This window comes from Methanosarcina sp. MSH10X1, assembly GCF_004099695.1.
In the GTDB taxonomy this organism is placed as follows: Archaea; Halobacteriota; Methanosarcinia; order Methanosarcinales; family Methanosarcinaceae; genus Methanosarcina.
In genome coordinates this window covers 39,208-64,830 of record NZ_SCHL01000002.1, presented here as the reverse complement: position 1 = coordinate 64,830, position 25,623 = coordinate 39,208, and the positions used below count along the sequence as shown (strand labels likewise).

General features: G+C 42.5%; 23 protein-coding genes. 12 read left to right on the top strand and 11 right to left on the bottom strand.

From position 1 onward, the window contains the following. Positions 1 to 71: 71 nt before the first annotated feature. The 4 genes from EQO05_RS01925 to artA are packed head-to-tail and all read right to left on the bottom strand — an operon-like array spanning position 72 to position 2,785. Positions 72 to 440 (bottom strand): dihydroneopterin aldolase family protein, encoded by a 369-nt coding sequence (locus EQO05_RS01925; RefSeq protein WP_128503267.1) that lies wholly within the window; start codon positions 438 to 440, stop codon positions 72 to 74. A 52-nt stretch (positions 441 to 492) separates the two neighbouring features. Further along, a complete protein-coding gene (locus EQO05_RS01920; RefSeq protein WP_128503265.1) occupies positions 493 to 1,284 on the bottom strand; it encodes an archaetidylserine synthase in 792 nt (263 codons plus the stop codon). Between the two features lie 2 nt (positions 1,285 to 1,286). Continuing rightward, positions 1,287 to 1,910 carry a phosphatidylserine decarboxylase gene (locus EQO05_RS01915; protein WP_128503263.1) on the bottom strand — a complete coding sequence of 208 codons (624 nt, stop codon included), beginning with the start codon at positions 1,908 to 1,910 and terminating at the stop codon, positions 1,287 to 1,289. A 5-nt stretch (positions 1,911 to 1,915) separates the two neighbouring features. Beyond that, complete coding sequence (artA, locus tag EQO05_RS01910; protein ID WP_128503261.1) at positions 1,916 to 2,785, bottom strand: archaeosortase A; 870 nt, start codon at positions 2,783 to 2,785, stop codon at positions 1,916 to 1,918. A 610-nt stretch (positions 2,786 to 3,395) separates the two neighbouring features. On the opposite strand from artA, the gene EQO05_RS01905 reads away from it, so the two are divergent. The 4 genes from EQO05_RS01905 to priL all read left to right on the top strand — a co-directional run bounded on the left by EQO05_RS01905 (position 3,396) and on the right by priL (position 6,252). After that, positions 3,396 to 3,830, top strand: coding sequence for an NUDIX hydrolase (locus EQO05_RS01905; protein WP_128503259.1), 435 nt, complete (start codon positions 3,396 to 3,398; stop codon positions 3,828 to 3,830). Continuing rightward, entirely contained in the window at positions 3,790 to 4,104 is a 315-nt protein-coding gene (locus EQO05_RS01900) for a transcription factor S (protein ID WP_128503257.1), read from the top strand. Before EQO05_RS01905 ends, EQO05_RS01900 begins: the two co-directional genes overlap by 41 nt. A gap of 299 nt (positions 4,105 to 4,403) precedes the next feature. Then, on the top strand, positions 4,404 to 5,141 hold the full coding sequence (locus tag EQO05_RS01895) for a DNA polymerase sliding clamp (protein ID WP_128503255.1): 738 nt from the start codon (positions 4,404 to 4,406) through the stop codon (positions 5,139 to 5,141). Between the two features lie 4 nt (positions 5,142 to 5,145). Further along, on the top strand, positions 5,146 to 6,252 hold the full coding sequence (gene priL / locus EQO05_RS01890) for a DNA primase regulatory subunit PriL (RefSeq protein WP_128503695.1): 1,107 nt from the start codon (positions 5,146 to 5,148) through the stop codon (positions 6,250 to 6,252). A gap of 99 nt (positions 6,253 to 6,351) precedes the next feature. On the opposite strand, the gene EQO05_RS01885 is transcribed toward priL, so the two are convergent. Beyond that, positions 6,352 to 6,816 carry a glyoxalase/bleomycin resistance/dioxygenase family protein gene (locus EQO05_RS01885; RefSeq protein WP_128503253.1) on the bottom strand — a complete coding sequence of 155 codons (465 nt, stop codon included), beginning with the start codon at positions 6,814 to 6,816 and terminating at the stop codon, positions 6,352 to 6,354. 565 nt (positions 6,817 to 7,381) lie between these two features. Further along, entirely contained in the window at positions 7,382 to 8,701 is a 1,320-nt protein-coding gene (locus EQO05_RS01880; protein WP_128503251.1) for a cobyrinate a,c-diamide synthase, read from the bottom strand. A 466-nt stretch (positions 8,702 to 9,167) separates the two neighbouring features. Here EQO05_RS01880 and EQO05_RS01875 point away from each other — a divergent pair, with 466 nt between their 5' ends. The 4 genes from EQO05_RS01875 to EQO05_RS15355 all read left to right on the top strand — a co-directional run bounded on the left by EQO05_RS01875 (position 9,168) and on the right by EQO05_RS15355 (position 15,097). Beyond that, the gene (locus tag EQO05_RS01875; RefSeq protein ID WP_128503249.1) at positions 9,168 to 10,649 is read left to right on the top strand and encodes a hypothetical protein; all 1,482 of its coding nucleotides are present in this window, start codon (positions 9,168 to 9,170) and stop codon (positions 10,647 to 10,649) included. 683 nt (positions 10,650 to 11,332) lie between these two features. After that, on the top strand, positions 11,333 to 13,039 hold the full coding sequence (locus EQO05_RS15890; RefSeq protein ID WP_240664280.1) for a hypothetical protein: 1,707 nt from the start codon (positions 11,333 to 11,335) through the stop codon (positions 13,037 to 13,039). Positions 13,040 to 13,884: 845 nt separating this feature from the next. Further along, the gene (gene moaA, locus EQO05_RS01865; protein ID WP_128503247.1) at positions 13,885 to 14,883 is read left to right on the top strand and encodes a GTP 3',8-cyclase MoaA; all 999 of its coding nucleotides are present in this window, start codon (positions 13,885 to 13,887) and stop codon (positions 14,881 to 14,883) included. A 49-nt stretch (positions 14,884 to 14,932) separates the two neighbouring features. After that, a complete protein-coding gene (locus EQO05_RS15355) occupies positions 14,933 to 15,097 on the top strand; it encodes a hypothetical protein (protein WP_164888442.1) in 165 nt (54 codons plus the stop codon). 146 nt (positions 15,098 to 15,243) lie between these two features. Here the strand turns inward: EQO05_RS15355 and surE are convergent, their stop codons facing one another. Beyond that, entirely contained in the window at positions 15,244 to 16,047 is an 804-nt protein-coding gene (surE, locus tag EQO05_RS01860) for a 5'/3'-nucleotidase SurE (protein ID WP_128503245.1), read from the bottom strand. A gap of 228 nt (positions 16,048 to 16,275) precedes the next feature. Here surE and EQO05_RS01855 point away from each other — a divergent pair, with 228 nt between their 5' ends. Then, positions 16,276 to 16,866 (top strand): acetate uptake transporter, encoded by a 591-nt coding sequence (locus tag EQO05_RS01855; protein ID WP_128503243.1) that lies wholly within the window; start codon positions 16,276 to 16,278, stop codon positions 16,864 to 16,866. A gap of 699 nt (positions 16,867 to 17,565) precedes the next feature. Here the strand turns inward: EQO05_RS01855 and EQO05_RS01850 are convergent. From EQO05_RS01850 to EQO05_RS01840, 3 genes are all read right to left on the bottom strand, one after another. Further along, complete coding sequence (locus EQO05_RS01850) at positions 17,566 to 17,844, bottom strand: hypothetical protein (RefSeq protein ID WP_128503241.1); 279 nt, start codon at positions 17,842 to 17,844, stop codon at positions 17,566 to 17,568. Between the two features lie 459 nt (positions 17,845 to 18,303). Further along, a complete protein-coding gene (locus EQO05_RS01845) occupies positions 18,304 to 18,678 on the bottom strand; it encodes a DUF86 domain-containing protein (protein WP_128503239.1) in 375 nt (124 codons plus the stop codon). Continuing rightward, on the bottom strand, positions 18,671 to 18,955 hold the full coding sequence (locus EQO05_RS01840; protein ID WP_128503237.1) for a nucleotidyltransferase family protein: 285 nt from the start codon (positions 18,953 to 18,955) through the stop codon (positions 18,671 to 18,673). The genes EQO05_RS01845 and EQO05_RS01840 overlap by 8 nt, the downstream gene beginning before the upstream one ends. Before the next feature lie 430 nt (positions 18,956 to 19,385). On the opposite strand from EQO05_RS01840, the gene glyS reads away from it, so the two are divergent. Together glyS and EQO05_RS01830 are read left to right on the top strand one after the other, a co-directional pair. After that, complete coding sequence (gene glyS / locus EQO05_RS01835; protein WP_128503235.1) at positions 19,386 to 21,191, top strand: glycine--tRNA ligase; 1,806 nt, start codon at positions 19,386 to 19,388, stop codon at positions 21,189 to 21,191. Positions 21,192 to 21,333: 142 nt separating this feature from the next. Further along, the gene (locus EQO05_RS01830; RefSeq protein ID WP_240664279.1) at positions 21,334 to 24,048 is read left to right on the top strand and encodes a DEAD/DEAH box helicase; all 2,715 of its coding nucleotides are present in this window, start codon (positions 21,334 to 21,336) and stop codon (positions 24,046 to 24,048) included. A 298-nt stretch (positions 24,049 to 24,346) separates the two neighbouring features. Here EQO05_RS01830 and EQO05_RS01825 read toward each other — a convergent pair whose 3' ends face one another. Then, positions 24,347 to 24,982, bottom strand: coding sequence for an Sjogren's syndrome/scleroderma autoantigen 1 family protein (locus EQO05_RS01825; RefSeq protein WP_128503233.1), 636 nt, complete (start codon positions 24,980 to 24,982; stop codon positions 24,347 to 24,349). Between the two features lie 251 nt (positions 24,983 to 25,233). On the opposite strand from EQO05_RS01825, the gene EQO05_RS01820 reads away from it, so the two are divergent. Further along, the gene (locus EQO05_RS01820; RefSeq protein ID WP_240664278.1) at positions 25,234 to 25,515 is read left to right on the top strand and encodes a UPF0147 family protein; all 282 of its coding nucleotides are present in this window, start codon (positions 25,234 to 25,236) and stop codon (positions 25,513 to 25,515) included. The last annotated feature ends 108 nt before the right edge of the window (positions 25,516 to 25,623 follow it).

Sequence of the window (25,623 nt, the reverse complement as noted above, 5' to 3'; positions counted from 1 at the left end):
CTCTATTTCCTTACTTTAAGCTGTATTGGTTATTTTATCTATTTTAAGGTTTTTTTGCAGGGTCGCCTGTATCAAACGTTTATCTCTTCAATTTCTAAAATTTTCATCAGCGGATAATTCAGTTCAGGGTCATATCCCATTCCGACTTTTATCTTTGAGGAGCCGTATTTTACGGTTATTTTTACTTTAAGCATGGGTCCCTGAAGTTCAGAGTAACCGAATTCGTTGTTCAGTTTGCTTTTTAACATATCCCTATCGATTTTTACGGAGATTTCTTCTACATAGGGCTGGACTGAAATGCTTTCCTGAATGGCCCTCTCAAGGCTTGAAGCCGTATTCAGATTCACAGGAGAGCCTGTGAATTGATGGTAAAGGGCTCCGAGTTTTATTCCTGCTTCAAAGAGTGCGTTATCTCTGTCAATTACTTTTTCTTGGACCAAATAAATCTCTCCCTATGGAAATTCATTGTTAAGTGTCTCAAAATAAATAGATTTACTGTTTTTCTTTCCTGGTGCTCAGCCCTTTATTCCGATATTCCTTGCTCCCCAGATTATTTAATAGGGGGACTTTGAAGAAAGGAGAAAAGATGTATGTTAGCATGAGGATAAAAGGCAAAATCGAGAAGGCCCTCATATACTCGACATTATACAGGTAGAGCAGCATAGTTATCCCGAAAATGGAAGCTACGAAGACCAGAATTCTGACATTCCTGATCTTCGGATAATTTACCGAGCTTACCATAAGAATAGAGAGACCAAGGGTAAGCGCTAAAAGGAAGTCTATCTTGACAAGACTTTCACCGAGCAACATGTATGTAACAAGCATTACGCAGCCTGCAGTTATGGGAAGGCCTTCAAATCCTGTTTTACGGGAAGCCATGGAATTGAAACGTGCAAGCCTGAGTACGCCGCAAACAGCGTAAAACGCAGGAAATACCGCCACAAGAGGGTCCGGTTCCCCGACAATCGGGTTTATTCGTCCGAACTGCAGGTATATGAGAAGAGCAGGAGCTACCCCGAAAGAGACTGCATCTGCCAGGGAGTCAAGTTGTTCCCCAAGTTCCCCTCCTTTAAATCGCCTTGCAATATATCCATCCGCTCCATCTGCAATTGCTGCAACAAGAAGTAAGATCAAAGCCAGAGCAAAACTGTCCTGGGCCGCCGCAGTTTGAAGTGTGGCAACCTGGACTGCAGCCTGGGCAGCTACCGCAATTGAGCTAATTCCGCAGATAAGGTTCAAAAGAGAGACCAGGTCCGGGAGTCTTAACATTTGAAATACGTTCATGCTCAAAAATCCCTGTCATTTTTTATTGTTGCTATAATGGTCTTGCCTGCAAGTACCCGCTCTCCTTTCCGTACTATGATTTCAAAGTCATGAGGAATCGTCACATCAACTCTTGATCCGAAACGAATCATTCCGATACGCTGTCCCTGTTCGATGATATCATTTACCCGAGAATAGGGGACAATTCGCCTGGCAATCGTGCCTGCAATCTGCGTGACACTGACATCCCCATACTTGCTGTGAATAATAAACTCATTTCTTTCGTTTCTTTCAGAGTCTTTACAGAAAGCAGGAAGATATCCTCCTTTCCTGTAAGTTATTTCCCTGATCTTTCCCGAAATCGGAGCCCTATTTACGTGTACATTCTGCAGAAACATGAAAATACAGACTTTCCGGCCTCGAATGTCTATGATAGTGCCATCGGCCGGGGAAATCATATAAGTGTCCGAAACTTCCACCTTTCTTTCAGGATCTCTGAAAAAAAGAACCATAAAGAAAGTCAGTGCCATTGCTATGTAAGCAGCGTGGGTTAGATGGGAGCTGTTCATTGCCCTGGAGAGCACTGCAAACATTGTGGTTACAAGCGCAGCAGTAAAAAGCCAGGGTTCCGAGCCCTTTGCAAGCATTAGCCTTAATCCCCCCCGGATCTGTGCAGAAGGGACCTCAATTGCTGAGAAAATATTACCCAGAGCCCATCAATCATTCCGAATAGTTCGGGCAGAATCCTGAGCACTACATATGAAATTATAAAAAGGGCAATGCCTGAGCCAGCCTTTGCAATATAATTATGTGCAATTATAAAACTGTCAGCTCCAAACCATTGCTCCCCGTAGGCAACTACCACGAAAATATCCCTGATAAGATTAAGTATATAAATAACTGGCACGGACGCGATAAAAGCCATAGCCAGGCGGTTGAGGGGAGCTCTTACCGCACCTATAAGCCCCATAAAAAGGGCAATGCTTTCAATTGCCGTACAGGCCAGGATAATCTCAACTGTATAGCCGTTAAGTGTTATCATATTCCAGGCTTTCATGTACGCAGGAATCTCGAAATACTGGAGAACCCAGAGAACCTGGGAAGTAACCCCTCCTATAATCCAGGTATTTAGAGCAGGGAGATTCGCAAATGGGAAATAGACAAGAGCTCCTAGTGCACTGGCACTGGTAAGCATCGAGGTTATATCAAGGGAACCGGCTTCACCCTGACTTGAAAATTTAGAATGCAGCACTTCTCTATTATTTCTTATATGGAGAGGGCCTTCCCTGTACTCCTGAAACATTATATACGCTACAAGTAGACAAAACAGGGTTACTACTATTGTGAGGAGCACATTAGCATAGTCCTGAATCTCGAGATAATGGAGAGGCTGATAACTCCAGTGGATGGAAAATACACCCCACCCAATCCCTCCGACCAGTTTACGACCCCTGAGGGTTCTGGGGATGGCGGATGACGCAACCATTAACCCGACTGCGAGCCAGAGTATACTTTCTATCATTTTTCACGCACCTTTTTTGCCAGAGGTAAAGTTTAGTCCTAGATTTTATTCTCTGCTCCTGAGAGTTCAGGAAGGCTCGGGCAAGTTATGAAGTTTCCGGAAAGTGACATATGAAATCATTTAAAATAATTAATAGATTACCATAGAAGTTTCTAATAAGTTCAGTAGTTTATATCATTAGTACTAAGGAATTCAAAGGTTATGGATTTTGCTTTATTTACCAGTGATGTGTAGAATTATTACCTCCGTCTAGATAGAGATGCCGAGTAATTGAGCCTGCAAATAAGATAATAGATTCCTATTATAGAAGAATAACGTTACAAACATGTCCTCATTTATATAAAAATGTGAGAATCAAAAGTTTGAGGAATAAAAGGAGACGTCTGGTTTCGACAAAAGAGAAACATTTAAGAGAAGCTACTGCATAAGGGATTTTTCTGCTTGACAGAAACTTGACTTATAATGTCAAAATTGAAATACCATGACGAGTTTCTACGTTATGCACAATAATAATATTATTTTATTCTGGCGTTCCTGCCGGAAAAGCTAATTCAGAAAGAGATTGGTGGCGGAAAATAGATCTCCCGGAAAATAAACGTGAAGGCGTTTTATGAAACCTCAGACTCCCAGTTTAACCGTCGATACCCTAATCCTCTTTAAAAACAAGCTTGTGCTTGTAAAGAGAAAAAATCCCCCATATCAGGGAAAATTCGCCCTTCCTGGCGGCTTTGTGGAAATCGGGGAAACTACAGAAAAAGCAGCAGCCAGGGAAGCTTTTGAAGAAACAGGCCTTTCGGTAGAGATCATCAAACTTGTAGGGGTCTATTCCGATCCTCACCGCGACCCCAGAGGGCATACGGTTTCGATATGCTATCTTGCAAAGGGATCCGGGGAGCTAAAGTCAGGTTCTGATGCTGATTCCGTCGAGCTTTTTGAGCTTGATTGGGTTCCTGATCTGGCTTTTGACCACAACAAAATTATAAATGACGCAAAAAGTGATATTAATGCAATTCTGTACCAAATGCAAAAGTATGATGTTTCCTAAAAACGGCAATTTCGAATGTAGAAAATGCGGAAACATAATACCTATAAAAGGTAACGCAAAAAATTTTGTCTCCAAAGCCAAGATTGATGACCATGAAGTAGTGGTTCTGGAAGGTGAACAGACTTCAGGTCTGCCGACAACAAGCGCAAAATGCCCAGAGTGTGGAAATAATACTGCAGCCTGGTGGCTCAGACAGCTCAGGTCTGCCGACGAATCCGAAACACGCTTCTTTAAGTGTACCAAGTGCGGATTTACCTGGAGAGAATACGACTGAGATTTAATTGCTCTTCTATCCACCCTTGAAAAGCAAATTTCCCGGAGAAAAAGATTTATCAGGCTACAGCTTCCTTTCTGCTTTTGCAGAGCCTGAAGCCGCCCTGTTTTCTGACCAAGGTTTATATAGTTGCCGGGAGTTTGAATCTAATAATTTTTCCGATTCCAGAAACCCATTAGACCTTATTCGGAGAGTTCGTTCCTCAAATAGAGTGAAGACTTCCGAATCTGTAAAGAAATTTATATATCTCAAGGGTAATAGAGAGTTTAAGATTTAAATATATTTATTGGAGAAAAATTATGTTCAAGGCAGCAATTAATGCAGAGCTTCTGAGAGACGCAATTGCCGCACTGGCTGTAATTGTAGATGAGGTCAGATTTAAGATAAAGCCGGAAGGTATTTCGGTAAAAGCAGTTGATCCTGCGAATGTTGCAATGGGAATTTTTGAGCTAGGATCATCTGCTTTTGAGGAATATAGCGCGGATGAATCTGAAATAGGAGTCGACCTTAACAAGATTATGGACCTGCTGGGAATTGCGGATAAAAGCGACACAGTCCGGATGGAACTTGAAGAAAGTAATCACAAACTCCTGATTGATGTCGGAGGGCTGTCTTACACACTTTCTCTTCTCGATCCTTCTACAATTCGGGCAGAGCCAAGAGTTCCCCAGTTAGAATTACCTGCAAAAGTTGTCCTGAACGGTGCGGATCTAAGGCGCGCTGTCAAGGCTGCAGAGAAAATAAGCGACCATCTGCTCATGGGAGTTTCCGAAGATACTTTCTATATGGAAGCAAAAGGTGATACCGACCAGGTTCGTCTGGAAATGGGCAGGGACCAGTTAATTGATCTGAAAGCAGGTGAAGCCTGTTCGCTTTTCTCTCTGGACTATCTGACCGACATAGTCAAGCCCACTAATAAAGTCAATGAGGTTACTCTTTCCCTTGGAAAAGATTTCCCGATCTTCATAGATTTTGAAATTGCAAACGGTGCAGGAAGAATTTCTTATCTCCTGGCTCCGAGAATTGAGTCGGACTAATCCTATGCAGGCTGACGAACTTGCGTACTACCCGTTTATTTCAGAAGCATCTACCCATGTTGAAAATCTGGGTATTTCCCTGGATAGTCTGCTTAATTCCCGGGCCTACCGGGCGGCAAGAGTCAGGGGGATAGAAAGGGTAAAGGAAGCTCTGGAAGGGGAAATTAGAAAACCCCCTGTCTCTGGAGAGGCCCAGATCCTATCTGAACTTCTTTCCTATCCTTTTGCGAGAATGCTAGTTGCCTGTGTGGACGACCAGCTCTTTACCAGGCGTTATGCTCTGGCAGAGGCAAAAGCCGCCTACACTCTTCTTAGAAACGAAAATCCGGCTTTTTTACTTAAAATAGGGGAAGATTTCGGGATCTCAGCCGACTTTAAAACTTCTTATTTCAATATGCATTTTACGGACTATATCCGCTTTTCGAATTCCCTGAAAGACCCTGCCTGGAAACTGACAAACCGCCAGTTCAGGGCTGGAGAAGTAAAAATTACCAGGGAAGAATTTGCAAGGCTGCTCGAAGAAGCGGTTAGAGAGCATATTGAACAGTCCTTTCCAATTCCTGAAATCCCGGCAGAGGTGACAAGTTTCTGCGCTCCTTATGTTGCCGAAATAAAAGACCAGTTTGAAATCCAGAAGAAAAAATTCGGAGCAACGGACTTTGGGACAGTGGAACCTGAACTCTTTCCTCCCTGCATATCCCATGCCCTTGCAAACGCACAGGGTGGGGTGAATCTAGCTCATTCTATGCGGTTTGCCATGACTTCCTTCCTGCTCAGTGTAGGTATGTCGGTGGATGAAATACTTAATCTCTTCAATATCTCCCCAGATTTTGACGCGGAAAAGACCCTTTACCAGATAGAACATATTGCAGGTGCCACCGGAAACGTATACAAGCCTCCTGCGTGCGATACCATGAGAACCTATGGCAACTGCGTAGGAAAAGACAGGTTATGTGAAAAGATAAATCATCCTCTGGCTTATTACGAGAAGAAAATCTATCTGAAAAACAGAGAAAGGGAAAAGGAAGAAGAGAAGGAGACAGAAAAGAAAAAAGAGGCCGGAAAGGAAGAAAAGAAGAAAAGTGGAAAAGAAAAGGAAAAGGAGAGTTAAAATTCAAAAAAATTAAAAGAGAAGTAGTTTTTCAATCTAAAGCTTATACACCTGTAGATAGAATGTCAAGTTTTGTCTATAAAAATTCTCCGATTTTGTTTACGAAAACTGTCTGACAAACTCTTCTGGCATTAAGGTGCGGTTTACGGTTTCTTCAATAGATAAGCCTTTACCCAGGAACCTTTTTACAACGCTTTCCATGGGTTCACCAACCTCAATGATATGCATATCAGGATCGTAAAACCTTATTACCCGCTGCCCCCAGGGCTGTTCCCTCATTTCATGCACATATTCAATGGAATCCATACCTTTCAGCTTTTGAAGGAAACTATCTAAATCTTCTTCTTCAAAATATAGTTCGGAATTATTCGATTTTTGAATGATATTATCTTTGTTTATAGCTATTAAATCCGAAAAATGTGATTTCAAATGTATGGCAAAGCCGCCCTCAAATGATACGTTCTCACCGAAATCGCACTGTACTTTTTGATTAAGGACTTTTTCATAAAAGTTTCTGGAAGCTTCTATGTTGTTAACGACAATAAGCGGACATATAAATCTCATTTTATTCCCTCCTGTGAGTAAACATAAAGTTGAACACAAACTATTACTCAAGCTGTTTATGAAAAATTATCGAATATATTCAACAATTCTTCAGGATCCTTTTTGCAGTATATTCCGTTTAGCTTATTTTTCCAGTGTTTCGCCACTGTCCCGAAAAAACTGCTCTGGAAGATTTCTCTGATCTCTATAAATTTACTTCGGTTTTTATTAATCAAAACCTAGCAGACTGAAACTATTTTCAGAAAATTCAGGTAAAGATACAAACCTGAGCCGGAATTCCAAACTACACAGTATTGAAGCTGAAAATCTACAGGGAATTACAATAGTCCAGGAATAAGTTCAGACAGGTTTCTGCAAAATGGAAAAGGATAAAAAAAGTAAAATCAGAAGTAATTTTCACTGATAGCGGGTACGAGAAGAAACCAGTAAAAATCCTGCTACCTCCAGCGTATATTTCAGGAAATATAAAATTTAAAAGCTACTTGCAAAGCAAGCAACTTTATGATCCGGAATCTCTACATAACCTGGATTCCTACTTCGTAGCTAATCTTTATTCTATAATGATTTACCTTCTTTTATATTCCCTGCATTTTTCCACGAAACTCTTCACCGGGAAAGTAACGGGGTGAGAATGCATATAGCCTGCCAGGGTGTTGTGCTCAATAAGGCCGTCATATCCATCCTGTATACCTTTTCCACGGAGCATTTCATATGCGAATTTTGCATCGCGGTCGCATTCTGTAAGCGAGTAGTGGAATTCATGACCCCGAACATTATTAGAAGAAAAATTTTTGTCCAGAGGGCGAGCTTCAGTATATCCGAGGGCTTTAAGCCGGTTTGTCATGCGTGTATTTGCAGGCACGACATCTGCAAGTTTATAGATCCTGTCCTCTACCTCATATCTCCCGCAGAGGTAAAGCAGACCGCCGCATTCCGCGTAAATGGGCAAACCGTCAGCTGCAAGACCCTTAAGTCTTCGGGTCGTTTCGGATTTCTCAAGGATTTCTGCGTAGAGTTCGGGATAACCCCCTCCGAGGTAAATTCCATCGACGTCCGGAACATCTCCTGCCATCGGGCTGAAAAATTCGACTTCAGCCCCGTGGTCCCTGAAAGCGTCAAACATATCCTGATAATAGAAACAGAAAGCCGGGTCCCTGGCAATTCCTATTCTGAGATCTGCTTCGGGTCTCTGGATCTCCCTGATCTCCGGTACTGAAAAGGGTTCGGCAAGTTCAAGCACGGCATCGAGGTCAACATTTTCCTCGATGAAAGCCGCCATTTCTTCAGTATTGTAGTCCTTTTCATGTGCCATATACAGCCCGAGATGTCTGGAGGGAACCTCGATATCTTTTCTTCTCGGGATCGTCCCTACAATAGGAATGTTCCCGGAAAGCGAATTCCTAACGAGCTCGGCATGCCTTGGGCTGCCTACCTGATTCAGGATGATACCTGCAACCCTGACTCCGGGGTCGAACTCAGAGTACCCCTTCAGGAGGGCTGCCGTGCTTCTGGACATGCCGTGCACATTAATTACCAGGATTACCGGCAGGTCAAGGGTTTTTGCAACATGTGCGGAGCTTGCAATTTCCGTAGAGTCGATTCCGTCAAAGAGTCCCATAACTCCTTCCACTACCACAATATCCGCATCTTCAGCCGTCCGGGCTACCGTCTGTCCAACTCCATCGGTGCCCATCATGTATGTGTCCAGATTCCGTGAGGGACGCCCGCAAATTGCAGTATGGTGAGAAGGGTCGATATAGTCAGGCCCTACCTTGTAAGGCTGGACTTTTAGCTGCCTGTGTTTGAGGGCAGCCATGATACCCATAGAGACTGTCGTTTTTCCGACCCCGCTGTGGGTTCCTGCAATAACTATTCCTTTTGTCATCTGCTGGATATTGTTGCCGTTAAAATATATTAAAGCTATTAACGCTGCTGCCTTAAACAGTGTGTAATTGTATTAAAGAGAAAAGGACCAAGGGATCAAAAGGAAAAAATTCTGAGGCTTCGAGGTAAATAATATGGAAGTGCTAAACTCTTAAGGACAGGTGTGGGTATAACGGAGTTAGATGATTTAAACATTTAGCAAAGGGCTTAAATTAAATCAATTAAATTTATTTTAATACATTCGAAATAATTATAAAATTAAATAAAGCATTATAAAGCTTTAAATCTATTTTTACCGTATTATTCCGGCTTATAAAGTTTTAGATGCATTTCTGAAATTTTCATTTCACGCTGTGAATGTAAGTATTGTTATATATATAATTGAATGGATAGTTTTTAGTTCCAGGTCTTCTCGAGTTATATGAGCAAGATCACATGAAATCAGAGGAACAATCGGAGGAATAAAGATGAATTCAAGTAAAAAATCAATTATAAAAATCCTGGGATCTATTTTTGCTATGTTAATGATCTCAAGTTTAATCACTGCAGGAGCAGTTGCCTGTGATAATCTTACAAAGCCTGCAGAAGATTCTGCAACTTCCTGTGACGCCTTTGCTGATTGTGATAGTGAATGTACCTCATGTGATTGCGAATCTGTTACAGACTGTGAGCAAGCAAACTGTGACTGCGAACTATGCGATTGCAATTCCATTATAGACAGTGAAAAGGATAACTGTGAGCAGGAAAGTTCTGAAGACCTTGCAGACTGCAACGAAGGAAATTGCGATTTTTGTAACTGCGAATCTGTTGCAGAGTGCGATCAGGCAAAATGTGACTGCAAATCCTGTAGCTGTAAATCCATCGTAAACTGTGAAGGAGACGCCTCCGAGCTTGTTGTAGAAGCTCCAGAAGACTGTAATGATACTGTAGAGGCCCCAGAAGAATGTGAAGAAGAGATTGAAGAAGTCCCGGTAGTATGTAATATTGAAGAAACTCCAGTTGAATGTGAAAATACTGAAAAAGCTCCGGAAAAAGTTTGTGGAGAAACGCCGGTGTGCGAGACTCCCGAGGAAGTAAAAGAAGCTCCAGTATGTGTAACTCCAGAAGAAGTAGAGGAAGCTCCAGTATGTGTAACTCCAGAAGAAGTAGAGGAAGCTCCAGTATGCGAAACTCCAGAAGAAGTAGATGTTCCAAAAGAATGTAATAATGTTGCAGAAGCTTCAGAAGAATGTGACGATATTGGAGAAGTTCCAGAAGAGTGTAAAGAAGAAATTATTGAAGAAGCACCGGTAGAAGATATCTGTGAAGAGGTTGAAGAAGCACCGGTGTGCGAGACTCCCGAGGAAGTAAAGGAAGCTCCAGTATGTGTAACTCCAGAAGAAGTAGAGGAAGCTCCAGTATGTGAAACTCCAGAAGAAGTAGAGGAAGCTCCAGTATGCGAAACTCCAGAAGAAGTAGAGGAAGCTCCAGTATGTGAAGCTCCAGAGGAAGTAGAAAACGTTCCCGAAGACTGCGAAGAGGAAGTTGTTGAAGAAGAACCAGTATGTGACGGCGCTGAAGAAGTAGAAGATGTCTGTGAGGAAGCTCCAGAAGAAATAGTAGACTTTCCAGAAGAATGCAATGATGTTGTCGAAGCTCCAGAAGAGGAGTTTGAAGAGGAAACTGTTGACATTCCAGAAGACACTGTAGATGAAGTAGTAGACGTTCCGGAAGAATGTGATGATGTTGTAACAGCCCCAGAGGAATTTGAAGAAGACGTTGTTGATACTCCAGTAGAAGAGGAAGAATGTGTTGACACTCCTGAAGAAGTAATTGAAGAAGACGTTGTTGATACTCCAGTAGAAGAGGAAGAATGTGTTGACACTCCTGAAGAAGTAATTGAAGAAGAATGTGTTGATACTCCAGTAGAAGAGGAAGAGTGTGTCGACATTCCAGTAGAATGCAAATAAATTAGGATGGGAAAATAACACATGTGCTGGAGAGTATACCCAACTCTCCACACAATGTTAAGATTTAACATTAGATTCAACTAGTTTTCGATCATTTTTTCAGGATTGTAGATCTTTAAATTTTATTTTTGCCCAGATGCTTATAAAAATACATTGCACATTAACTCTTAATTTGTGAGAACAATGTATAAAAAGAGAATAACTGGATCTTGATAGGATTGCTAATTTTACTACCCTTTAAGAGTTTTACTTAAGAGTCTTATATTTTTAAGCCGATTTTTCTACGGTATTGACTGCGACAGGAGCATTCTGGAAATAAAACTTTTATAAATTTACTATAAGAAAGATTCTTGCACAATTTAATTTAGCAGTTGCAGCCTCCTGTGGATTAAAAATCTTTAAAAACGCGTTGAATTTTCAGCTTTTGTAGAGTTATTAATCAAAAGCTCATGGTACTTCTGCTACTACAAATGCAACTTTTTGTAAGGATTTAAATTAAATTATTTGCGAATAATTATAGAAATAATATGAATAAATCATATTTTCAAAGATAAATTTTGACTGGCACAGGATTAATAAATGCTAACATTTATTATACATTAATTAATTTTTATTCAATATTTTTTTGGTTCCTGATCTTCTCGAACTAGTTGGGTAAGATCAAAAAAACACGGAGGAACGGAATGAACTTAAGTGGAAAGTCTATTATAAAAATTCTGGCATTTGTTTCTATTGTACTTATGCTATCAACTTTAATTACGGCAGGAGCAATTGCCTGTGATGCTCTTGTCAATTCTGTTGAAACAAATTCCGAACAGGTATGTCCAGATAATCTTACAAACCCTGAGCAAACGGATGAGCAGGCAAGTTGCGATTCGTTTGAAAATTCTGATTTTACAGAATGTGATTTATCTTCAGGTTATGGTCAATCAAGCTGTAACTCTTTTGCAGGCTCCGAGTCGTTTGCAGGTTATGGACAGGAAGATTTCGAGCAGTCGGATGAAAGTATTGAAGGCTGCGAGCTGACAAACTATGATATAAACTACGGACAGACGAACTATACAGATGCATGCAATCAAACAAATTTTGTTACAGATTGTGGACAGGCAAATTATACAGATGCATGCAATCAAACAAATTTTGTTACGGATTGTGGACAGACCAACTGTACCGAAAATTATAATCAGACTGGGTGCCCTGGAGATTACATAGAGTCAAATTGTACTGTGGGCGGCAGCCAGACAGACTGTGCAGGATACTGTGAGCCTGCAGGATGTACAGCAAGCTCGGATCAGGAAACTTGCACTACAGACTTCGAACAGTCATGTTCTGAAGATGTAAGTTGTGACCTGTCTTCAGGCTGTGCGCAGGAGAATTCAGAACAGACAACTTCAGGGAACTTCGTAGGTTGTACACAGGAAAGCTCTGTTGAAAATTTTGAAGATAACGGACTCATAGGAGAATCTTCAGGCTGTACACAGGACAATTTGGGGCAGGCAGATTCCGGGAGTACTGAAGGTTATACCCAGGAAAGTTCTGCTGGAAACTATGATGAAGAAACCGGCTGTGCCGGAGACTGCGGCTTAACGGACTGTAACGGTGACTGTAAACCGACAGGTTGCAACAGCAACTGCGACTTAACGGACTGTGACGATAACTGCACTGAAGAATATGACCAGCCAGACTCTAAACAGGTAGCTCCTGAGCAGGTGAACCCCGTACAGGCAACTTCTGAGCAGGCAGAACCAGAACAGGTAAACGTCAAACAGACAATACCTCAGCAGGTAGTCCCTCAGCAGACGAATCCTGAGCAGGCAATACCTCAGCAGGCGAATCCCGAGCAGGTAATCCCTCAGCAGGCGAATCCCGAGCAGGTAATCCCTCAGCAGGCAAATCCTGAGCAGGCAAATCCTGAGCAGCAAAACTCAGAAAATCCAGAACCTGTAAACCTTACAAACCTTGAAAAGGTAAATCCAGAAAAGGTAACATCAGAACAGATAAAACCTGAACAGAGAAACTTTGAAAAGGCAAACCCTCAACAGAAAAATTCTGGACAAATAAACCCAGAACAGGTAAGCGTTGATCAAATAAAAGCTGAACAGGTAAACAATGAACAGGTAAACAATGAACAGATTAAAACTGAGCAAATTAAAACTGAACAGGCAGAATTCCAGCAAACCGTCTCTGAACAGGCAAAAGCAGATCAGGTGAGCCTTGAACCGACAGAATCTCAAGAGGCAGAGCTTGAACAGACAAACTCTGAGGGGGCAAACCCTGAACAGGCAAACCCTGAACAGGCAAACCCTGAACAGGCAAACCCTGAACAGACAGAATCTGAGAAAGCGAGCCCTGAGCAGATGAGTTCTGAAGATCTTACAAGCTCGGAATAAATATATCGGACCATTTCAGAAGTAGAGTTAACAGCAAAAAATATAATCACGATGCCGGAGAGGATACACTGCTCTCCGACAAAATATTAGCATTGATAGTTTTGCAGATAACTCTTCTGATTGGTTATAAAAGAGGAATTCGCCGGAGTTCCGGGAGTACTGAATTCAGATATCTGAATTTCTACGACACGGTTCTGTTTATTAAAAATATACCTCTATGCTGAACTTCCGGCTTTAATGGCATGTAATCTGTAAATGAAACTATATGTGATATACCTGTATGCTTAATGATTACTTTTTTGAAAAATCTAACCGTCTTAAAGTCTTAATATCTGCATCTGTGCACATTAACCTTAAGTAAAAGGTTATACCTACTTTGAGGTAAGAACAGCCAGATTTTCAGGAAATCGCGGGAGAAGAGACCCTGCTGAATAAGTGGATAAACTCTCCAGTTTGTTACATTACTTATATAATAATTTCTGATATAATTGGTTCCCGGCTCCTGTAATCATACGTTCATATCATCACGTTAAATTAACATCCTCATACAGCACTAGTTCGCTTCATATTAAAAGTTCAATTAACCTCACCATAAACAATAAATTAATATTACTATAAACATTCACTCCATACTGTATACTCATTCAATTCAAACCATTGCCCCAGTCCGGGCTTTTCTAAGAAGTGTCAGTTAATTTGAAGTAAGGGTTATTGTGGACGAGACCGTTCCAGGTACGAAACATTGTCTCGCAAAGTGATACAAAAGGGCTATCGTGGGATAAGTTAGCCTGGAGTGGCGATTGAGAACTGCATGCCAAATACTCAACAGGGGATTTTAACCAGCCATGAAGCAGAGAAATCCAAAAAGGACTCCTGAAGTTATGAAAGAAAGCCCAGGTAAAATTCTGGAGGATCCTTATGGGCGAAGGGTAACCGGGCTTCGGATATCCATAACTGATAGGTGTAACCTTTCATGTATATACTGCCATAATGAAGGTGCCGACTGCTGCACCTGCGGTCCGGTAGGAAATGAAATGAAACCGGAATTAATCTGCGGGATTGTCAGGGAAGCTGCAAAATTCGGGATTAGCAAAGTAAAATTCTCCGGAGGCGAACCATTATTCAGGAAAGATTTCGAGGAAATTCTTTCCTGCCTTCCTCCATTAAAAGAAGTTTCTGCGACGACAAACGGCATCCTGCTTGAAAAACGCGCAAAAGCTCTGAAAGCTGCAGGGCTTGACAGAGTAAACATAAGCCTGGATTCCTTTGTACCTGAAAAATACGAAGCGATTACCGGAGCGCCCGCGGGCTCGCTTGAGAAGGTTATCAGGGGTATTGACAGTGCAGTTGAAGCTGGACTGACTCCTGTAAAGCTTAATATGGTACTCCTGAAAGGTATAAACGATAACGAAATCAGTTCTATGATGGATTTTGTCCGGCTGTACAAAGGGAAAGTAATTCTGCAACTCATTGAGCTTATGGACATAGATCCAGGGCTTTCAAAGTACATGATTGATTCGAAGACCCTCGAAAGCAGTCTGGCTGAAAGGGCGAGCGAAGTCCGGGTACGGCACCTGCACCACCGGAAAAAATATATTATCGACGGGGTGGAAGTTGAATTTGTTCGTCCTATGGACAACTCGGAGTTCTGTGCCCACTGCAGCAGGCTCAGGGTTACAGCCGACGGGAGATTCAAGCCATGCCTGCTGGTAAACGACAACCTTGTGGATGTCAGTGAGGCAAAAACCCCCGAAGAGATCGAAAAATTGCTCAGGCTTGCTGTAAGCCGAAGGAAACCGTACTGCCTTCCTGTCAGTGTACCAGAGCAAAGGAAAAAGGTTTAAAAAGGAAAACCAGGTCCAGGAATTAATACCATAATAAGGAGGGTAAAAGGTGAAGATTGAACTTTTAGTTGATGGAAGAAAGATCCCTATGAATGACTTTGTCCAGAACATCGTGGTAAACGTCATTAAAGCAATGGTAGAAACGTTGCATACTATCGGCAGCGGATGGAAGGAAATTTCCATTCATATTGAAAAAGATGAAATAAAAGAATAAAAATAAAAGAGTCTTACTGGATAAAGAAGATCGGCTTTTTCAGGTACCGAAATCTTTTCTTTTGAATAGTTCAGTTTCTTCGTCGTTCTGGAATCTCCAGCAGTTTTACAATTCTCGGAAATTTTGCATTACGATGTCTGAGATTCTTAGAGGTACTTTTCTATTTCCGAAAACTCGATCCTGGCAGTTGAATCCAGGGAAATCGGGGTTATTGAGACATATCCTTTCTGCATGATAGCATGTACATCGGTCCCTTCCTCTTCTTCCCGAATCAGGTCCCCTGCAATCCAGTAATATGGCCTGCCCCTGGGATCGCGCCTTTCCTCGACATCCGTTTTAAAGATTTTTCTTGCAAGGCGAGTTATCTCTACAGGGGTGTCCTCTTCAGCATGATAAGGAATATTTATGTTAAGGAGATCCACGTTTTCCGGCATACCGTGCCTGAGGACATTTCGGGCGACCCTGTTCACTACTTTTATCCCGACTTCGAACCGTTCTCTATGGTAATCCCTGGGATCGTCGAATTTCTGGCCTTCGTCAAGCACCTGCATGGAAGCGGCAATTGCAGGCACGCCATAACTTGCAGCTTCAAGGGCTCCTCCGATGGTTCCTGAGGTAGTGATAGTATCCGTGCTTATATTCTCCCCAATATTGAAACCTGAAAGTACCAGGTCAGGCATTTCTTTGAGGATTGTGAAGATGCCCAGAATTACGGCATCGGTAGGAGTACCTCCCACAGAGTAAGCAGGTATGCCCCCTGCATTCGTTTTCGTGATTCGGAGAGGCTCAAAGATAGAGATAGAGCGCCCGACACCGCTCTGCTGGACAGCAGGAGCTGAAATTGTAACTTCCCCAAGATCCGAAACGCTGTCAAAAGCAGCTTTCAACCCTGTGGAGTAAACACCGTCATCATTGGTAACAAGAATTTTTGGGACCATCTGCTTTCCCATAAGTTGTCGGATAATTTAAAATTAATGGAATGGCCGCATGAAGTGAAAATTCAGATAAGTCAATTTATTTCAAATATTAATATACAAACAAGAATAATATATAAGAAGCAATATAATTATTAATAAAGGTAGATCTTCGGGGTGGAAATAAACAGGGATCAAAAACTGGAATGAGAATAGGCTTTATAAAAAATAATTTAGATTCTAGAAATATGGGGAGTGGTATTAATGGCGGAAACAAGGGAAATAGTAACAGATGTGCATGTAATGGACAGGACCGCAAACCCGACACCTCTGGGATTTACTGGTCTTGGCCTGTCAGCAGTTCTCCTGAGTCTTAGCTATATAGGCTTATACCCTGTGGACTCGATGATCGTTTCCATGGCAATATTCCTTGGGGGCTTTGCCCAGGTATTCGCAGGCCTTATGGCCTGGAAAAAAGGGAGCGTTTTTGGAGGCACGGCATTTTGTGCTTTCGGGCTTTTCTGGTTCTCTCTCGCAGGCCTTATTCTTCTGCCGACGGCGGGCCTGATTGAAGCCCCGAATCCGATATCTACCGCAGCCTATCTCTTCCTCTGGGGAGTGTACACTTTCATAATGCTTATAGCAACGCTGAAGCTGGGCACTAAATCAATAATGTTTATCTTCTTGACGCTATTCCTGCTATTCATACTTCTGGCTGTTGTAAACGCTACAGGAAATACCGGCCTGCTCGTGGTCGCAGGCTATGTTGGTCTCATCATGGGTCTTTCAGCCCTGTATACCGCCCTTGCAATAGTACTGAATGATGCATTCGGAAGAACGGTCGCTCCAATATGAGAAAAAGAGCAGAAATAAAGTACAAAAAGCTAAACGCAAGCAGGAATCATACATAAACAGCAAGCAAATACAAAAATAAATGTAATACAGGCAACAGGCGGATAAAGGTAGTAAACCGTAAAAATAAAGTGGCAAAAATAAATAAAAAATGCCACAAAAAGAAAAGTCAATTAAGGGCTGCTTTCTAGCAGTTCCGAGCCCTATTTTGAACTTGAAAAGGATTCCCTATAACGTGTTTTGTCTGCAGACGATATTATTAAAGGGTTCCTTTATGATTTGAGAGTAATTTTTTAACCCGATGGCATTTGAAACTGGTGAAGCATTAAATAAGGGCACTTAGTCAGTCATCAGGTATTTGCTGGGACATGAAGGATCTATGAAACCAATCCTTCTTCTTTTATGATATGATTATGCAGCTAAGAACCAAACCGGGTAATCCAGATTTCCCGAACTTCGGGAAAGCTCTATGCCTTCACAATATGGAGCTCAGGTTTGCAGTTCCCGGTTCGGCTGTATAAAAGCTGCATAAATCCCGATAGTACTACGCGCTGGCAATCTTCTCCTGGTTTTAAACTGATCCCTGCCACCTTCCCCATTGAACTCCCCTGGTTTGACCCGGATTTCTGGTGGCAAAAAGATTCTTCGTGCAGGAAAGGAAACAGATCTGCTTGCGCTGCAGGCTGAGTTCAGATTCCAGACTCAGAACACGGTTTTTACGGTGTACACATAGAGGTGGTGAACACCTATGGCAAACATCATCAATCTTACAACCAAAAACTCCAGGTTATGGAGCCAGTGAGTCGTTTCTATAAGCTTGTCTGAATGTAAAATTTTTTTTCCTTTTACGGTTCTTAAGATTTCTTTTAAACTCTTTAACATCATTCTATCAAAACCCCACTCATAATGTATTCTATCTGGTATTTTCTCAAAGCATCTCTTGTTAGAAAACGCTCTGAATACGTACCCTATAAAATCCAACGATATCTCAAACAGGCACTCTATGTTCGAAAATGTCCTGCATAGTATACACTATCCGACGTTATCTCAAAGAAGCATCTTCATAGCGAAAATGCATTATTTACCCCACCGACTCTAGCTTTACAAGCTCGTCATATTAAAAGCTGTTGACCCTGTATAAGAGAATTTTATATGAACGCGTAGATAATAATCGAATGCTTCGATAAATGTCATAGTTGTTAGGATAGAGAGGGAATCTGAGTATTGATAATAAAAGGCAGTAAATCATCAGCTCACAGTAGAGTATATAAGCCACAGGTCGAAAACAAAAGGCAATAAAAAGAGTTCTTCAGTTAATTTCCTGTGCCCTGCAAGACGAATAAAAGTACAGATACCCCGAAGAAGAGAAAAAGAATGGACCGTCGTTTCCATGATCAATATCGAATTTCAATCAGATTATATAGCTTATTGTTTATCCTTTCAAGATATTTCGGAAGATTGATCTTCGTAACCTTTCTCTTTATTAAGAGCCTGCCTGATTTCTGCTTCCAATAGGTCAAGTCTGTTTTGTATTATATCCCATACAATTTCAATGTCAATTCCAGAGTAATCATGAATCAGGATGTTTCTCAAGCCCACAATCTTTTTCCATTCGATTTCCGAATATTTAACACAAATCTCAGGGGAAATATGTGCGGCAGCTTCACCTATTATCTCAAGATTTCTGATTACTGCATCTATTAACATTTCATTTTCAAGAAATTCATCAAAAGAAGCTTTGCCCAGATATCTTCGAATTTTCTCAATCGATTCGAGGATGTCCTCAAAATAAAAAGTAGAAATTTTCTCAGGCATAAACGACATCCTTCATAATGATGTCTTTTAATTGTGGCTTGAGTGCCTTTTCGGTAACAAGGTCAACTTCCCGTCCAAACAAATCTTCGAGGTAAAATTTGAGGTCCATGTAATTATCAAAAGTTTTCTGCCCCTCTTCGAACACCACAAGCACATCAAGATCGCTACTTTCTTTTTCCTCTCCCCTCGCAAAAGAACCAAATATTCCAATTCTTTTGACCCCGAATTTGTGACGGATAAATTTTTCATGCTCCTTCAAAGTCAAGATGGTATCCATAATAAATACTCGGCTTCAATCTTTAAATATCTGTCTTGAAACCGGAATAGGGTATAAAAGATTAAGAAATCAAAAACAGGGCAGCACTAGTAGTCGTCTCAAACCTGTTTTGTCCCGCGCCTGGCGTGGCTGGAACGCAAAGACCCTGATAAAGCGAAGAAAACTCCAACGGCATCTTTTAAAGCTAAGTGAATTTCAGTCGATTTTGCAACTTCGTTTTTATTTTTCTACCGGACTCCCCAGAAGACCAAATTCAACCCTTTCAACAATCCGCCTGCAAATTTCGTCCATTAGTTTACAGGAATCTGCAACTTACACGGAGCAGTGCAAATTTAATATAATGATACCGTTATCCATCTAGTATTTCCTATAGATCAAAAATTTACAATTATCTGATATCCCCCAATCAATTTCACGAGGATTATATAAAATGGACAAATACGAGAAAGTATTCGAGCTGGCTAAACGCCGGGGGTTTTTGTGGAACTCCTTTGAGCTGTATGGCGGAAGCCGGGGATTTTATGATTATGGGCCTCTTGGAAGCACGCTGAAGAGGCGGATAGAGCAGACCTGGAGAGAGTTTTACGTTATCCAGGAAGGGTTTATGGAGATTGAGTGCCCGACAATCGGGATCGAGGAAGTATTTGTTGCGTCCGGGCACGTAGGAGGCTTTTCCGATCCTCTATGTGAGTGCATGAACTGTAAAGAAGCGTTCCGGGCTGACCACCTTGTAGAAGATGTAACGGATGCGGCAGGAACTCTGAGTGCAGAGGATCTTACTAAGGTTATAAGGGAGAAAGGAATCTGCTGCCCGGAGTGCGGCGGCGAGTTCGGGGAAGCTTACGAATTTAACCTGATGTTTAAAACGACAATCGGGCCCGGTACAGGACGGCAGGGGTATCTCAGGCCGGAAACGGCGCAGGGGATGTTTGTCGATTTCCAGAGGCTGTCCCGCTTTTACAGGGATAAGCTGCCTTTCGGGGCGGTGCAGATCGGGAAGTCCTACAGGAACGAGATTGCACCGAGGCAGGGCGTAATAAGGCTCAGGGAATTCACGCAGGCAGAATGTGAAATTTTCGTTGACCCGCGGAACAAGAAACATCCCAACTTCGAGCGCTTTGCAGATAAAGAACTTGTACTCTATTCCCAGAAGGGACAGATAAAGGGAGAATCCTTCAGGATGACGGTTCGGGAAGCTGTGGAGACTGGAGTTATTGCACACGAGACCCTGGGCTACAATATCGCACTTACCAACGAGTTCCTGACAAAGGTAGGGATTGATCCTGCAAAACTCAGGTTCAGGCAGCATCTGACCGACGAAATGGCACACTATGCAATCGACTGCTGGGATGCCGAGATCGAGACCGACCGGTTCGGCTGGGTTGAGATTGTAGGAATAGCCGACAGGACGGATTACGACCTTAAAGCCCATGCAAGAGTGAGCAAGACCGAACTTTATGTGTATGTAGAATATGAGGAGCCGAAAATGGTGACTCGCTTTGCTGTAAAGCCGAACATGGGCAAGCTCGGGCCTGTTTTTAAGGGCAAGGCAAAAGCCGTTGCAGACGCCTTAAAACAGCTCTCCGAAGAGGAACTCTCAAAAGAGGAGATAAAAGTTACCGTGGACGGGGAAGAATTGACAGTCAGCTCGGACGCTGTGGAGTTTGCAGAAGAAATCGTAAAGGTCAGCGGAGAAAATGTCATTCCTCACGTAATCGAACCTTCTTATGGGATCGACAGGATTTTCTACGGCGTCATGGAACACGCTTATGATGAGGAGAACGTAGCTCAGAAGGCTGCCGAGTCAGGGCTTAAAGGCACGGAAGAGGCCGGGAAGGAGGAGGGTGAAACCGAAGGAGAAGAGGAAGCCCGCCTTGTTATGCACTTCGCAAGCGCCGTTGCCCCGGTACAGGTTGCGGTTCTTCCGCTCCTTACCCGTAAAGAGCTTGCAGATCCTGCAAAGGATATCATTGCAAAACTCAGGGAAAAAACCTTGCTTGCAAATTATGATGATTCGGGGACTATCGGGCGCCGTTACAGGAGAAACGACGAAATCGGAACGCCTTACTGCGTTACTGTAGACTATGATACCCTTGAAGACGGAACCGTAACTATCAGGGGCAGGGATTCCATGCGCCAGATCCGGGCTCCGATAAATGGGCTTGAAAACGTGCTCTACGAACTTATTTACCGGAACAGGGCTTTTGAATCCGCAGGCAAGCCCTTTAACTTCTAAAACCGAAAAACTGACAGATTCTTAGCTGTGGGCTAAAACCTGCAGCAAAATTTTAATTCTTTATATTTTTATAGTAGAATTAAGACTTTGAAACCAGATAATCTTGATATAATTAATCCGAAATAAATGATCCTGAAACAGAATGAACGACAGTTTTTTTCCTGAGAAGCCAGCTTTTATGAAGCACCCGCTGATAAAATCCGATACTGTTGAGCAGAGGCTCTATCAGTTGAATCTTGCAGGAAAGGCTCTCGAAGGCTCCAGTCTTGTAGTGCTTCCTACGGGACTCGGGAAAACTATTATAGCTCTTTTTGTAATTGCCTCAAGGCTTCAGCGTTTCGGGGGAAAAGCCCTGATTCTCTCCCCAACAAAACCGCTTGTAGAACAACATGCACTTTTTTTTAAAAGGGTTATGGCGCTTCCCGAGGAAGAAGTCCTGGCTTTTACGGGCAGTATTGCCCCTGCGGAACGGGAAAAACTCTGGGCGCAGGGTAAACTTATAGTATCCACTCCTCAGGTGATTGAGAATGACCTTCTTACAAAAAGGATCAGTCTTGAGAATGTATGCCACATAACCTTTGACGAAGCCCACAGGGCAGTCGGGAATTACGCTTATACTTTTATTGCGGAAAAGTACTTCGAGAGCGCAAAAAATCCTCATGTACTCGGAATTACTGCAAGCCCTGGCAGTTCGGACGAGAAAATCTCCGAGGTCTGTCAGGCTTTACATGTTGAAAAAGTCTCGGTAAAGACTGAAAAAGATAGGGATGTCCGCCCTTATGTGCAGGAAAAAGAGATAGAATGGCTTCAGGTCCAGCTCCCTGCCGAGATGGCTGAAATCCGGGGCTATCTGGAAAAAATCTTTGACGATCGGCTCGGAATCATAAGGGGTCTGGGTTTCTCGGTAGGCAACGGTAAATATGTTTCAAGAAAAGATCTTTTGCTTCTCCAGAAAAAGCTCCAGGGCGAGATTCGGATGGGAGGCGATCCTGCAGTTTTTACTGCCCTGTCCGTGCTTGCTGAAATGATGAAGGTAAACCATGCTGTGGAAATGGTTGAAACCCAGGGGCTTGAAACCCTCAGGAAATACCTGGAAAAACTGGACGCAGAAGCCTCTTCAAATAATGCAAGCAAGGCTGCAAAAAGATTAATGGACGATCTCTTTATGAGAAAAGCCCTTCACCGGGTAAAGGAGTGTGAAGTCGAGCATCCTAAACTCGAGTTCGCGCGGAAAATCGTATCCGAGCAGCTGACAGGAAGCCCTGATTCCAGAGTAATTGTTTTTACGAATTACAGGGATACGGCAGAGATAGTAGTAAATGCGCTATCCGGAGTTCCGGAAATTGTCCCTACCCGGTTTGTGGGACAGGCTTCGCGCCATAAGGACAAAGGGCTTACACAAAAACAGCAGGTTGGAATCCTAGATAAGTTCAGGGCAGGAGAATACAACGTACTTGTAGCAACCTCAGTCGCTGAAGAAGGGCTTGATATTCCTTCAACGGACCTGGTGCTCTTTTACGAACCCATTCCCTCGGAAATTCGGAGCATCCAGCGTAAGGGAAGGACAGGCAGGCAGCATAAAGGCAGAGTCATTGTACTCGTAACAAAGGGCACGCGTGATGAAGCCTATTACTGGAGCAGCAAGAACAAAGAAAAAAAGATGTTAAACAGCATGCAGGGGCTTGAAGCCCTGCTGATTCCTAAAAATTCAAAGCAAGGTTTGAAACTTTCGGATTTTGAATCTGAAACTTTAATTTCAGATTACGAGGGGGATGAAACTGGAAGCCAAGGTAAAACAGCTAATAGGTCGAAGATTGAAGATTTAATGCAGGAGAATGAGAACTCAGTGCAGAAGCCTCAAGCTCCACTACAGGAAATTGATGATTTGCCTGTAGACAGCAGGGATAGGACTGCAGACAGCAGTGATTTACCTGTAACCAGGAGTACGGCAGCAAACTCCGATTGCGGCAGGATGAATGAAGAATTAAGAGACTGGGACTGCAGGGCCGGCAGTGGAGAAAGGAAAGAAGACGGAAGTGAAGACGGAACCGGAAAAGGAAAAGAACAAAAAAATCAGGGAAAAATAAGAGAAGAAAACCTGAAAGAAAAACAGAGGACTCTTGTAGATTTCGAAACCCTTTTCGGAAAGAAAACCGAATCTGCACCTCAACCAGTCTCAGGAGAATCCGGGGTAGAACCCAGGGCTGAATCCCTGAAAATAGTAATCGACTATAGGGAAACAAAAAGCGGAGTTGCAAATGTTCTTGATAAGCTTGGAATGGAAATTGTTTTTGCAACGCTTGAGATCGGAGACTACGTTGTAAGCGACCGCCTTGCCGTGGAAAGAAAGCGCACGGATGACTTTGTAAATTCTCTTATTGATGGAAAACGCAATCTTTTTGCTCAGTTGTCCGATCTTACGAGAGTTTATGAGAAACCTGTTCTCATAATTGAAGGAACGGAACTTTTCACTTCAAGGCGAATCAACCCGAATGCCATCTACGGTTCCCTGATATCCATTGCTATTGACTTTGGAGTATCCATCCTTTACTCAAGAGACGAAGAAGAGACCGCTGCAATTTTAAAAATGCTTGCAAAGCGTGAGCAGACGGACAATAAGCGTGAGGTCAACCCTCACGGGAAAAAGTTAATCAGTACACTTCCTGAGCAGCAGGAATACCTGATCTCTGCGATCGCAGACATAGGGCCGAAAGCCGCAAGAAATCTTCTTTTGCATTTCGGCTCGGTAGAGGCTTTTATGAAGGCTGATATTAAAGAGCTCAAGAAGGTTAAACTGATAGGGTCAAAAAAAGCAGCCAGGATCAGAGAGATCCTTGAAACTCCCTATAGAGGGTAAGTGGAAAATCAGTTAGAGAGTCAATAGAAAAAGCTAAATTTCTCCGGGCTTCTTCTTTTTCTTTCCTTCGATATTTTCTTCTATTCCCTATCCTTTCCCTTTTTTAATTTATTCTATTTTTATCCTTTGCTTTTGTCCTTTTCTTTAATTTATTCTATTTTTATCCTTTGCTTTTGTCTTCTTCCTTAATTTATTCAATTTTTATCCTTGCTTTTGTTTTCTTTCTTGATTTTCTCGTTCTTTATCCTTGCCTTCTGTCTCTCTTCCTTATTCTCCTAATCTTCCGTTTACCCTACCTTTATAACTGCCTCAGCCGCTCTATAAGCCCGAGCCCTTTTTCAATTAATTCCAGATTTTCGGCAATACTGCGGGGATCTATCTCATCCTGAAGGGAATCTGCAATATTGACCATCTTTTTAAAGAGAAGGTCTTCCAGTATTTTCCGTTCTCCGTGAATTCCGGATACCTTCGATGCAGCCACAGGTCTTTCTACTCTGCCTGCAAGGGCAGCCCGGATTGCAGGGGCTTCAGAGGCTTCAGAAGCTGCAGGGGCAGCCTTTCCAGTTTCTTCTTTCTCGGGGAATCTTCCGGAAATTTCCTCTTCTATCGGCTCGACAGCTTTTTCTCCTTCATCGGTAGCTTCTGAGGCCCTCAGCCCGAAGCGTGGTTTTTGCCTGTGTGTCTGGACTCTTTTTTTGGTCTCAAAAGAAAATCTGTCTTTTTCTGTATGCTGCCTGGGCTCAGGAGCCTGGACTTCTGCGGCTGGTTCCTGTGCTTCTTCCTCTTCCTGAACGTCACATACAGGGCAAATTACTGTACCCTGATAACGAAACTTTGGGGCACCGCAGACTTTACAGTGCTCGGCAAGCATTGTGCCCCCTAGTTCAAGGAAACGTGCTATTCGCTTTACTTTTCTATCTTTTTCAGAATCCATATACCTGACCTTCCTTTATTCACAGCTTATAATGCATTTGCTTCTCATTTATTTTATAAAATTTTTCCTGTAGCTCACCGGTATGAGGCTAATTTAACCCTCTGCAACTCGAAAAGATCAATAAATCCTGAACCATAACGGGGAGACTCTAAGGCAGGTAACCTTGAGAATCACCGATAATATTTTATATACAAAGCCTGTCTTAGACTAATCTATTAGCTCTAATTTTTACATCCTAATTGACTGCGAAGGTGATTCGAGTGTCATCAAATGATTCAGCAGAAGTTATCAGACAATGTCTTCAGGTCTTAGAAAGTATAACAAGTGACTCTTCAGTTCCAAGAAATATCAGGCGTTCCGTGAATGAAATTATGGACATACTGAACAACGAATCCGAACCTCTCTTTCTTAGAGCTGCATCAAGCATCTCTATCCTTGAGGATATAAGCAACGATCCGAACCTTCCTCTGCACACAAGAACTTTGATATGGAATCTTTCAAGCCAGCTTGAGACTATTCCTGTAGACGAGTGACCCATAAAGATAGATTAAACAATATAAAAACGAAACTTACCCGGAGCACAGGCTGAGAACGGATGGGCTCCAGAAAAATAAGCAAGCTCAGGTGCGTTTCTTGAGACG

Excerpts from the sequence above, each read along its gene's own strand:
- EQO05_RS01830 (WP_240664279.1), top strand. The coding sequence starts at position 21,334 with ATGAACGACAGTTTTTTTCCTGAGAAGCCAGCTTTTATGAAGCACCCG.
- EQO05_RS01880 (WP_128503251.1), bottom strand. The coding sequence starts at position 8,701 with ATGACAAAAGGAATAGTTATTGCAGGAACCCACAGCGGGGTCGGAAAA.
- EQO05_RS01875 (WP_128503249.1), top strand. The coding sequence starts at position 9,168 with ATGAATTCAAGTAAAAAATCAATTATAAAAATCCTGGGATCTATTTTT.
- surE (WP_128503245.1), bottom strand. The coding sequence starts at position 16,047 with ATGGGAAAGCAGATGGTCCCAAAAATTCTTGTTACCAATGATGACGGT.
- priL (WP_128503695.1), top strand. The coding sequence starts at position 5,146 with ATGCAGGCTGACGAACTTGCGTACTACCCGTTTATTTCAGAAGCATCT.
- EQO05_RS01855 (WP_128503243.1), top strand. The coding sequence starts at position 16,276 with ATGGCGGAAACAAGGGAAATAGTAACAGATGTGCATGTAATGGACAGG.
- glyS (WP_128503235.1), top strand. The coding sequence starts at position 19,386 with ATGGACAAATACGAGAAAGTATTCGAGCTGGCTAAACGCCGGGGGTTT.
- EQO05_RS01825 (WP_128503233.1), bottom strand. The coding sequence starts at position 24,982 with ATGGATTCTGAAAAAGATAGAAAAGTAAAGCGAATAGCACGTTTCCTT.
- EQO05_RS01895 (WP_128503255.1), top strand. The coding sequence starts at position 4,404 with ATGTTCAAGGCAGCAATTAATGCAGAGCTTCTGAGAGACGCAATTGCC.
- EQO05_RS15890 (WP_240664280.1), top strand. The coding sequence starts at position 11,333 with ATGAACTTAAGTGGAAAGTCTATTATAAAAATTCTGGCATTTGTTTCT.
- artA (WP_128503261.1), bottom strand. The coding sequence starts at position 2,785 with ATGATAGAAAGTATACTCTGGCTCGCAGTCGGGTTAATGGTTGCGTCA.
- moaA (WP_128503247.1), top strand. The coding sequence starts at position 13,885 with ATGAAGCAGAGAAATCCAAAAAGGACTCCTGAAGTTATGAAAGAAAGC.
- EQO05_RS01900 (WP_128503257.1), top strand. The coding sequence starts at position 3,790 with ATGCAATTCTGTACCAAATGCAAAAGTATGATGTTTCCTAAAAACGGC.
- EQO05_RS01885 (WP_128503253.1), bottom strand. The coding sequence starts at position 6,816 with ATGAGATTTATATGTCCGCTTATTGTCGTTAACAACATAGAAGCTTCC.
- EQO05_RS01845 (WP_128503239.1), bottom strand. The coding sequence starts at position 18,678 with ATGCCTGAGAAAATTTCTACTTTTTATTTTGAGGACATCCTCGAATCG.
- EQO05_RS01915 (WP_128503263.1), bottom strand. The coding sequence starts at position 1,910 with ATGCTTGCAAAGGGCTCGGAACCCTGGCTTTTTACTGCTGCGCTTGTA.
- EQO05_RS01840 (WP_128503237.1), bottom strand. The coding sequence starts at position 18,955 with ATGGATACCATCTTGACTTTGAAGGAGCATGAAAAATTTATCCGTCAC.
- EQO05_RS01920 (WP_128503265.1), bottom strand. The coding sequence starts at position 1,284 with ATGAACGTATTTCAAATGTTAAGACTCCCGGACCTGGTCTCTCTTTTG.
- EQO05_RS01905 (WP_128503259.1), top strand. The coding sequence starts at position 3,396 with ATGAAACCTCAGACTCCCAGTTTAACCGTCGATACCCTAATCCTCTTT.